Below are 8915 nucleotides of genomic sequence, written 5' to 3' on the forward strand. Positions count from 1 at the left end.
CCGGCATGGGGAAAGCCCCCTCTTCCGCCGCTTCGACTTGCCGAATCCTGCGCCGCGCCGCAACTCGAGGCGACTCACCACCGGCAGAGATTCCCGACGGCTCAGGGCAGCCGGGTGATCAGCACGACCGCCTCGCTAACGATTCCCTCGCCGCGCCCGACCAAACCGAGCCGCTCGGCGGTCTTGGCCTTGACGTTGACGCAGTCGGTCGACACCTGCAGATCGGCCGCGATGTTGGCCACCATCCGTGGCAGATGCGGCGCCATGCGCGGCCGCTGGGCGATGATCGTGGCGTCCACATTGCCCACCCGCCAGCCGGCCTGTGCCAGCAGTGCCAGCGTGGCGCGCAGCAACTGGCGGCTGTCGGCGCCGCGATGGTGCTCGTCGCTATCGGGAAAATGGTGGCCGATGTCGCCCAGCGCAGCGGCGCCGAGCAAGGCATCGATGATCGCGTGGAGCAGCGCATCGGCGTCCGAATGCCCGAGCAGACCCACATCATGGGCGATGTCTACGCCACCGAGAATCAGACGGCGACCGGGCACCAGCGCGTGAATGTCGCAACCCTGGCCAACCCGGATCATTCGCCCGTCCTCGCTCTGGCCTGCAGGATGATTTCCGCCAGGCGCAGGTCGGCCGGATAGGTCACCTTCAGGTTGCTGGCGTCGGCACGTACCAGCCGTGGCTGCCAGCCGGCCGTTTCGACCGCCGATGCCTCGTCGGTCCCGCCGGGGTACTCGGCGAGCGCCCGGCTCAACAATCCGTAGCGAAACATCTGCGGCGTCTGCGCCTGCCAGAGACCCTCGCGCGACTCGGTACGCGCCACCCGCTGGACGGCATCGGCGCGCTTCAGCGTATCGGCGACCGGCACGGCCAGCAAGCCGCCGACCGGATCGTCGGCCAGTTCGGCGCACAGTGACGAGAGCATCTGTTGCGACAGGCAAGGACGGGCCGCATCATGCACCAGCACCCAGTCGTCGTCGTGAACCGCCGTAGCTGCCGCACGCAGGCCATTGGCCACGCTGTCGGTGCGCGTCGCCCCGCCACAGAAGACGGTCTCGAGCTTGTGGCCGAGGCTGCTCCAGTCGTGCTGCCGCCACCATCGGTCAGCGGGCGAAAGAACGACCCAGACGCGGTCGATCGACGGGTAGCGGCAGAGTGCGGCAAGACTATGATGGATCAAGGGTCGCCCGGCGACCAACCGGTACTGCTTTGGTAACTCGCCGCCGAAGCGGGAGCCGCTTCCCGCCGCGGGAACGATTGCGTAGTGACGTAACATGGACTAATTTTAAGTCAAGAAGCCAAGGAAACGCAGCGCAACCTTGCAAGGAGCATGAGCGTGAATCCCTCGACCCCGCACATCCGTCCACCGGCAGTGGCCGACATGTTCTATCCCGGCTCGGCTCCCGTTCTCGCCCGCGATCTCCGGCGGATGCTGGCCGAGATACCGCCAGTGTCGGGCACCCGGGCCAAGGCGATCATTGCACCCCATGCCGGCTACATCTATTCGGGGCCGATCGCGGCCAGCGTCTACTCCCCACTGGCGGCGTCGTACGGCAGCATCCGGCGCGTCGTTCTGCTCGGCCCGACGCACCGCGTCGCAGTCAATGGACTGGCCCTGCCCGCTGCCAGCGCTTTCGCCACGCCGCTCGGCGTCGTCCCGATCGACCGCCAGGCCGTCGCGGCAATCGAGCCCCTGCCGCAGGTCGTCGTCAGCGACGCGGCACATGCCCACGAACACTCGCTGGAGGTGCAACTGCCTTTCCTGCAGACCGTGCTCGGCGAGTTCGCGCTGCTCCCGCTGGCGGTCGGACGCGCCTCGGCGACACAGGTCGCCGAGGTCCTCGAATGCCTATGGGGCGGCGATGAAACGCTGATCGTGATCAGTTCCGACCTGTCGCATTACCTGCCCTACGCCGCCGCCCGTCAAACCGACAGCAACACCGCTCGCCACATCCTCGCCCTCGACGCCCACATCGACCATCAGCAGGCCTGCGGCGCAACTCCGGTCAATGGCCTGCTGCTCGCCGCCCGCCAGCATGACCTCGAAGCGCAACTGATCGACCTGCGCAACTCGGGAGATACCGCCGGTGACCGCTCGCGGGTGGTCGGCTACGGCGCCTTCGCCTTCAACGAGAAACCGTGCCATGTCCACTGAGTCCGACGACAAGCTCGGCGCGGCGCTGCTGTACACGGCGCGCAACGCCATCGCGCAGCGTTTCGGCCTGCCGACGCTGGCGGTCAACCCGTCACCCGAACTCGCCGAGCCTGGCGCAACCTTCGTCACCCTGACCCAGAACGGCCGGTTGCGCGGCTGTATCGGCAGCCTTGAAGCGCACCGGCCACTGCTTGTCGACGTCGCCGAGAACGCGCTCGCCGCCGCCTTCCACGACCACCGCTTTGCGCCATTGAGCGCCGAGGAGTTCACCCGGACACGGGTCGAGGTCTCCGTACTGACGACACCCGAAGCCTTCCCTGTGCGCAGCGAGGCCGAGGCCGTGGCGCGTCTGCAACCGGGTGTCGATGGTCTGCTCCTCAGTTACGGACAAAAGCGGGCAACCTTCCTGCCGCAGGTCTGGGAAGCGCTCCCCGACGCGCACCAGTTCCTCGCGCAACTCAAGCTCAAGGCTGGTCTGGCGGCCGATTTCTGGCACCCCGAAGTCAGCCTGTCGCGCTATGGAGCAAGAAAATGGAAAGAGAAGTAAACCACCTGCCCAAAGTGCCCGAATCGGCTCACCCCGCTCGCTGGTGGCATGCCATTGAGGACGCGCGCATCCAGTGCGACCTCTGTCCGCGCGACTGCAAGCTGCATGAGGGTCAGCGTGGTGCCTGCTTCGTGCGCCAGAACCTCGACGGTCACATGGTACTCACCACTTACGGACGTTCCTCGGGCTTTTGCATCGACCCGATCGAGAAGAAACCGCTCAACCATTTCTATCCCGGTTCCTCCATCCTTTCCTTCGGCACCGCCGGCTGCAACCTGGCCTGCAAATTCTGCCAGAACTGGGATATCTCCAAGTCGAAAGACATGGACCGCCTGCTCGACGCCGCCAGCCCGGACGGCATCGCGGCCGCCGCGCTCGCCTACCACGCGCAATCGGTCGCCTTCACCTACAACGACCCGGTGATCTTTGCCGAATACGCGATCGATACCGCCCTCGCCTGCCATGAGCGCGGCATCAGGACGGTCGCCGTCACCGCCGGCTACGTCCATGCCGCAGCGGCGCGCGAGTTCTTCGCCGTCATGGACGGCGCCAACGTCGATCTCAAGGCGTTTACCGATGACTTCTATTTCAAGCTCTGCGGTGGCCATCTGCAGCCGGTACTGGACTGCCTCGCCTACATCCACCACGAAACGAAGTGCTGGCTCGAGATCACCACCCTGCTGATTCCGGGGAAGAACGACTCGCCGGCCGAGATCAAGGCGCTCTCCGACTGGGTGGCACGCGAGCTGGGCGTCGAGGTTCCGCTACACTTCACCGCCTTTCACCCGGACTGGAAGATGGACGATCTGCCGCCGACACCTGCCTCGACACTGACCCGCGCGCGGCGCATCGGACTTGACGCCGGCCTGCACTACGTCTACACCGGCAATGTCCACGACAGCGAAGGCGACACCACCTTCTGTCCGACCTGTCAGGCGGCTCTGATCGAGCGCGACTGGTACAACATTCGCCATTACGATCTGCCCAGCGACGGACGCTGTCCGCACTGCGGAACACAGATCGCCGGCCGCTTCGCCCGCTTCGGCAAGCCCTTCGGCCCGCGTCGCGTTCCGGTCAGGCTGGTCCGCCGTTGAATGAAGCGCTGACCATCCCCGGTCAAACCCTGATTTCGATCCAGGCGGGAAGCGATTTCCTGCAGGGCCGCCTGACCCTGCCGGCCGAGCTGTCGGCCGTGGTCGTGCTGACCCGGGCCGGACCGTCCCCGGCAGCACATGACGACACACTGGCCGTCATCCTCCAGCACACCGGCATCGGCACCCTGAACCTCGGCCTGCTGACGCGGGCGGAGGAGCGTTTTGCCAACCTGCAGCACAACGTCTCGCTGCTCGCCCGGCGCCTGCTCGACGGTCTTGGAATGCTCAAGCAACACATGCTGCTCGGCGAACTGCCGATTCTGCCGATCGGCCTGTGTGGCACCGATGACAGCTCGCCGGTCGTCCTGCGCGTTGCCGCCCTGCGTGACCACGACATCTACGCCGTTGTCTGCCGGGGTGGCCTGATCGATCTGGCCGGCATGCGGTACCTGCGTTCGCTCGCCGCGCCACTGCTCGTTCTGGTCGATCAGGACGACCGCCGCGTCGCGGAGAGCAATCGACGGGCCTTGCACCAGCTTGCCTGCGCCAGCGAACTGCGGCCCCTGCCGGCGAGCGCCGACGCACCGGATTCGGCAACGGCGTGCGAACCGGTCGCCCGCGCCACCGCGCTCTGGTTTGTTCAGCAGCTCCCCGCGCCGTGCCGCTAATCCGGCGGCAGCGCCGTGTCGGGCGGCACGGCATCCGGCGAGAGGACCGGCGGCGGATTGGTCTGCTCCGGAGACAAGGCGGGGTCACGCGGCACGGCATTCGGCGACAGGGCCGGTGCGCGATAAGTTTCCTCGGGCGACAGCGCGCGATCGGGACGCACTGCGCCGGGCGACAGGGCCGGTGCCCGATAAGTCTCTTCGGGCGACAGCGCGGGGTCGGGACGCACCGCTCCGTCGCTGGTATATTGCTGCGCCTGTGCCCGTCCGGACAGAGCGGGAAACGCGACCGCCGCGCACAGCAGGGCGATCGACAGACTTTGACGGTTCGACCTCATGTGCCACCTCCGCACAAGCAAGACCGCAGCACTGTAACCCGTCGCCATGACCCGGTCAATTGCCCTCCTGGCAACGTGCAGGGAACAAGCAATCTGTCCGGGTTGGCAGCAAATGATCTGTCCGGTTTATGTTGTTTGCTCGAAAAAGGGGGGGTTCGGACAGGCCCTGGAGCACCTCGGAAATCAGACACCGGCCCGCCGACACGCGAGAGACACAGCGGATTCGAAGCCAAGAACCGGGCGGCCGATGATCGTCCGGTAGCGAGGAAGGTGTGCCGCGGCCGTGCTCTCGGGGTAAACTGTCGCCCTCGCCTGCCCACCGGGCAATCCGCCGCCAACCTCCCTGACCTGACTCACTGCCATGGCCCAATACGTTTTCACGATGAACCGCGTGGGCAAGATCGTCCCGCCCAAACGCCAGATCATCAAGGACATCTCGCTCTCTTTCTTCCCTGGTGCCAAGATCGGCCTGCTCGGCCTCAACGGCTCGGGCAAGTCGACGGTATTGCGCATCATGGCGGGAGTCGACAAGGACATCATCGGCGAGGCGACGCCGATGCCCAACCTGAAGATCGGCCATCTGCCGCAGGAGCCGCAGCTCGACCCGGCGAAAACCGTCCGCCAGGAGGTCGAATCCGGCCTTGGCGAGGCTTTCGCGGCGCAGGCCATGCTCGAAGCGGTGTATGCTGCCTACGCCGAACCCGATGCCGATTTCGACAAGCTGGCCGAGGAACAGGCACGTCTGGAAGCGGTCATCGCCAGCGCCGGTGCGGACCTCGGCAGTCAGCTCGAACTGGCTGCCGACGCGCTGCGCCTGCCGCCCTGGGACGCGCCGATCGGCAATCTGTCGGGCGGCGAGAAGCGCCGCGTCGCCTTGTGCAAGCTTTTGTTGTCCAGGCCGGACATGCTGCTGCTCGACGAACCGACCAACCATCTCGATGCCGAATCGGTCGAGTGGCTGGAGCAGTTCCTGGTGCGTTTCCCCGGCACGGTCGTCGCGGTGACCCACGACCGCTACTTTCTCGACAATGCCGCCGAGTGGATTCTCGAACTCGATCGCGGCCATGGCATCCCGTGGAAAGGCAACTATTCGAGCTGGCTCGAACAAAAGGAAGCGCGCCTGGAAACCGAGGCGCGGCAGGAAGCCGGCCGCATCAAGGCGATGCAGCAGGAACTCGAATGGGTGCGCCAGAACCCCAAGGCACGCCAGGCCAAGAGCAAGGCGCGACTGTCACGCTTCGAGGAACTGGCGAGCGTCGAGTATCAGAAGCGCAACGAAACGCAGGAGATCTTCATTCCGGTTGGCGAGCGCCTGGGTGGCAAGGTCATCGAATTCCGCGAGGTCAGCAAATCATTCGGCGACCGCCTGCTGATCGACAAGCTGAGCTTCAATGTGCCCGCCGGTGCCATCGTCGGCATCATCGGCCCGAACGGAGCCGGCAAGTCGACGCTGTTCCGCATGCTGATCGGCCGCGAGCAGCCCGACTCGGGCGAGATCGAGATCGGCGACACCGTCAAGCTGGCTTATGTCGACCAGAGCCGCGACTGCCTGGACGGCGAGAAGACCGTTTTCGAGGAAGTCTCCGGCGGTGCCGACCTCCTCACCGTCGGCAAGTACGAAACCTCGTCGCGCGCCTACCTCGGGCGCTTCAACTTCAAGGGTGCCGACCAGCAGAAGCGCGTCGGTCAGCTCTCGGGCGGCGAACGCGGTCGCCTGCACATGGCCAAAACGCTGATCGCCGGCGGCAACGTGCTGCTGCTCGACGAGCCGTCGAACGACCTCGATGTCGAAACCCTGCGCGCCTTGGAAGATGCGCTGCTCGAATTCGCCGGCTGCGTGCTGGTGATTTCGCACGACCGCTGGTTCCTCGACCGGATCTGCACGCACATTCTCGCCTGCGAAGGCGATTCGCAGTGGACCTTCTTCGGCGGCAACTATCACGAGTACGAGGAAGACAAGAAACGTCGCCTCGGCGAAGAAGCAGCGAAACCGAAGCGGATTCGCTACAAGCCGATCACCCGCTAGGCGGCACAGACACACCCACGCGCAGCGGCCTACCGACGCGCAGTGCGCGCGACGGACAACCGTCCGGTACCAGCCGGCCAACCAGGGAGAGGACGCTGCCGGCCGCACCCCTCCCCGTTGCTGGCTAGCGCCGAAGTCCGTCCGCAGCCGCTTTCCGGCGCCAGCACGCGGGCTTGTGCAAGGCCGAGACATCCGTCCGCCGTGCGCCAAAGACCTGTTGCGCGAGAAACCAGCGATCACGCTCGACCCGTGAAACGCCGGCAATCTGCTCGAACCACTTCTGGATGAGATTCATGGTGAGTGCCTCCTCTGTGAGTGTGTGGTGCAGCGAAACTGCAAAAGCCGGAGCCAGCATACCGCATAACTGTACATATGTACAGTTATGCGGTATGAGGCACTCCAGCTTCGCAGCCCGGCGCGCACCACCCCGCTTCACCCACCCGCCAGGCAACCCGGCGAGCACGCCAGGAGAATCCTGTCGGACGGCCAACTCATCGCCACCTCCGCCATGGCCCGCTCCGCCGGCGCTACGCTTCCCGCTCCAGTTCGGCCACCTCCGCATCGCTGAAGACGCGCGAACGGGTGTGGAAGGCCTTGCCTTCCGGACCTTCGAGCGAGAAGGTACCGCCGTGACCATCGATCGCGTCGATGATCAGCTGGGTGTGTTTCCAGTACTCGTATTGCGACTTTCCGATGTAGAACGGGCAGCCGCCGATATTGCCCAGGAAGACGTCGCCGGCACCAATGGTGATCTCGCCCGGCAGATAGCAGTTGGCGGCGCTGTTGTCGCAACAGCCGCCGGACTGGTGAAACATCAGCGGGCCGTGCTTCTGCTTGAGAAACTCGATGAGTTCGAGTGCCGCTGCAGTGGCCATGACTTTCTCGACCATGTCATTCTCCATACGCCGGGACGATCGCCCGCCCCGGCAACCGACGCTGCAAAAACGGGCCGCAGATCAGAAGAAGCCAAGTTTCTGCTCGCTGTAGCTGACCAGCAGGTTCTTGGTCTGCTGGTAATGGTCGAGCATCACCTTGTGGGTCTCGCGACCGATGCCGGATTCCTTGTAGCCACCGAAGGTGGCATGCGCCGGGTACGCGTGGTAGCAGTTGGTCCATACGCGGCCCGCCTTGATGGCGCGGCCCATGCGGTAGGCGACGTTGCCATCGCGGCTCCAGACACCGGCACCCAGGCCGTAGAGCGTATCGTTGGCGATCTCCAGCGCCTCAGCCTCGTCCCGGAAGGTGGTCACGGCGAGCACCGGACCGAAAATCTCTTCCTGGAAGATGCGCATCCGGTTGTGACCCTTGAACAGCGTCGGCTGGACGTAGTAACCCTCGGCAAGTTCGCCGCCGAGCTGCGCGCGTCCGCCACCAATCAGCAACTGGGCGCCTTCCTGCCGGCCGAGATCGAGGTAAGACATGATCTTGGTCATCTGCTCCTGCGAGGCCTGGGCACCCATCATGGTTTCGCTGTCGAGCGGATTGCCCTGTTTGATCGCCGCCACGCGCGGCAGAACGCGGTCCATGAACTGGTCGTAGATCGACTCGTGAATCAGCGCGCGCGACGGACAGGTGCACACCTCTCCCTGGTTGAAGGCAAACAGCACGAGGCCTTCGATGGCCTTGTCGAGAAAGTTGTCGTCGGCGCGCGCCACATCGGCGAAGAAAATGTTCGGTGACTTGCCGCCGAGTTCCAGCGTCGCCGGAATCAGGTTGTTGGCTGCCGCCTGCGCGATCACCCGACCGGTCGTCGTCGACCCGGTAAAGGCGATCTTCGCGATGCGGCGGCTGGTGGCGAGCGGCAGACCGGCCTCGCGCCCGTAGCCATTGACGATGTTGAGCACACCGGGCGGCAGCAGGTCGGCGATCAGTTCGGCCATGATCAGGATGCTGATCGGTGTCGACTCGGCCGGTTTGAGCACCACGCAGTTGCCGGCGCCGATCGCCGGGGCAAGCTTCCAGGCGGCCATCAGGATCGGGAAATTCCACGGGATGATCTGCCCGACCACCCCGAGCGGTTCGTGGAAATGATAGGCGACGGTATGCTCGTCGATCTCGCTGATGCCCCCCTCCTGGGCGCGCAGGCAGCC

Annotated in this window: 11 protein-coding genes; 5 read left to right on the forward strand and 6 right to left on the reverse strand. The window is 65.3% G+C overall.

Going from position 1 to position 8915, the window contains the following annotated elements:
- Positions 1–101: 101 nt before the first annotated feature.
- Entirely contained in the window at positions 102–581 is a 480-nt protein-coding gene (gene ispF / locus JNK99_RS04775; RefSeq protein ID WP_291849372.1) for a 2-C-methyl-D-erythritol 2,4-cyclodiphosphate synthase, read from the reverse strand.
- Positions 578–1276, reverse strand: coding sequence for a 2-C-methyl-D-erythritol 4-phosphate cytidylyltransferase (ispD, locus tag JNK99_RS04780; protein ID WP_291849375.1), 699 nt, complete (start codon positions 1274–1276; stop codon positions 578–580). Before ispD ends, ispF begins: the two co-directional genes overlap by 4 nt.
- 54 nt (positions 1277–1330) lie before the next feature.
- Between ispD and amrB the strand changes: the two genes are divergently transcribed.
- The 4 genes from amrB to JNK99_RS04800 are packed head-to-tail and all read left to right on the forward strand — an operon-like array spanning position 1331 to position 4464.
- Positions 1331–2155: an AmmeMemoRadiSam system protein B gene (gene amrB, locus JNK99_RS04785; protein ID WP_291849378.1), complete on the forward strand. Its 825-nt coding sequence runs from the start codon at positions 1331–1333 to the stop codon at positions 2153–2155.
- Positions 2145–2702, forward strand: coding sequence for an AmmeMemoRadiSam system protein A (gene amrA / locus JNK99_RS04790; protein ID WP_291849380.1), 558 nt, complete (start codon positions 2145–2147; stop codon positions 2700–2702). Before amrB ends, amrA begins: the two co-directional genes overlap by 11 nt.
- On the forward strand, positions 2687–3796 hold the full coding sequence (amrS, locus tag JNK99_RS04795; RefSeq protein ID WP_291849383.1) for an AmmeMemoRadiSam system radical SAM enzyme: 1110 nt from the start codon (positions 2687–2689) through the stop codon (positions 3794–3796). The genes amrA and amrS overlap by 16 nt, the downstream gene beginning before the upstream one ends.
- Positions 3793–4464 carry a hypothetical protein gene (locus JNK99_RS04800; protein ID WP_291849386.1) on the forward strand — a complete coding sequence of 224 codons (672 nt, stop codon included), beginning with the start codon at positions 3793–3795 and terminating at the stop codon, positions 4462–4464. Before amrS ends, JNK99_RS04800 begins: the two co-directional genes overlap by 4 nt.
- Here JNK99_RS04800 and JNK99_RS04805 read toward each other — a convergent pair.
- Positions 4461–4799, reverse strand: a complete 339-nt coding sequence (locus tag JNK99_RS04805) for a hypothetical protein (protein ID WP_291849389.1) — start codon at positions 4797–4799, stop codon at positions 4461–4463. The genes JNK99_RS04800 and JNK99_RS04805 overlap by 4 nt on opposite strands.
- Before the next feature lie 361 nt (positions 4800–5160).
- Between JNK99_RS04805 and ettA the strand changes: the two genes are divergently transcribed.
- Complete coding sequence (gene ettA / locus JNK99_RS04810; protein WP_291849391.1) at positions 5161–6825, forward strand: energy-dependent translational throttle protein EttA; 1665 nt, start codon at positions 5161–5163, stop codon at positions 6823–6825.
- A 124-nt stretch (positions 6826–6949) separates the two neighbouring features.
- On the opposite strand, the gene JNK99_RS04815 is transcribed toward ettA, so the two are convergent.
- From JNK99_RS04815 to adh, 3 genes are all read right to left on the reverse strand, one after another.
- A complete protein-coding gene (locus JNK99_RS04815) occupies positions 6950–7120 on the reverse strand; it encodes a hypothetical protein (RefSeq protein WP_291849395.1) in 171 nt (56 codons plus the stop codon).
- 232 nt (positions 7121–7352) lie between these two features.
- The gene (locus JNK99_RS04820) at positions 7353–7715 is read right to left on the reverse strand and encodes a DUF779 domain-containing protein (RefSeq protein ID WP_291849398.1); all 363 of its coding nucleotides are present in this window, start codon (positions 7713–7715) and stop codon (positions 7353–7355) included.
- Between the two features lie 66 nt (positions 7716–7781).
- The coding region (gene adh, locus JNK99_RS04825; protein ID WP_291849401.1) for an aldehyde dehydrogenase at positions 7782–8915 on the reverse strand (1134 nt) is incomplete at its 5' end.

This window comes from Accumulibacter sp. (assembly GCF_016789985.1).
Lineage (GTDB): Bacteria > Pseudomonadota > Gammaproteobacteria > Burkholderiales > Rhodocyclaceae > Accumulibacter.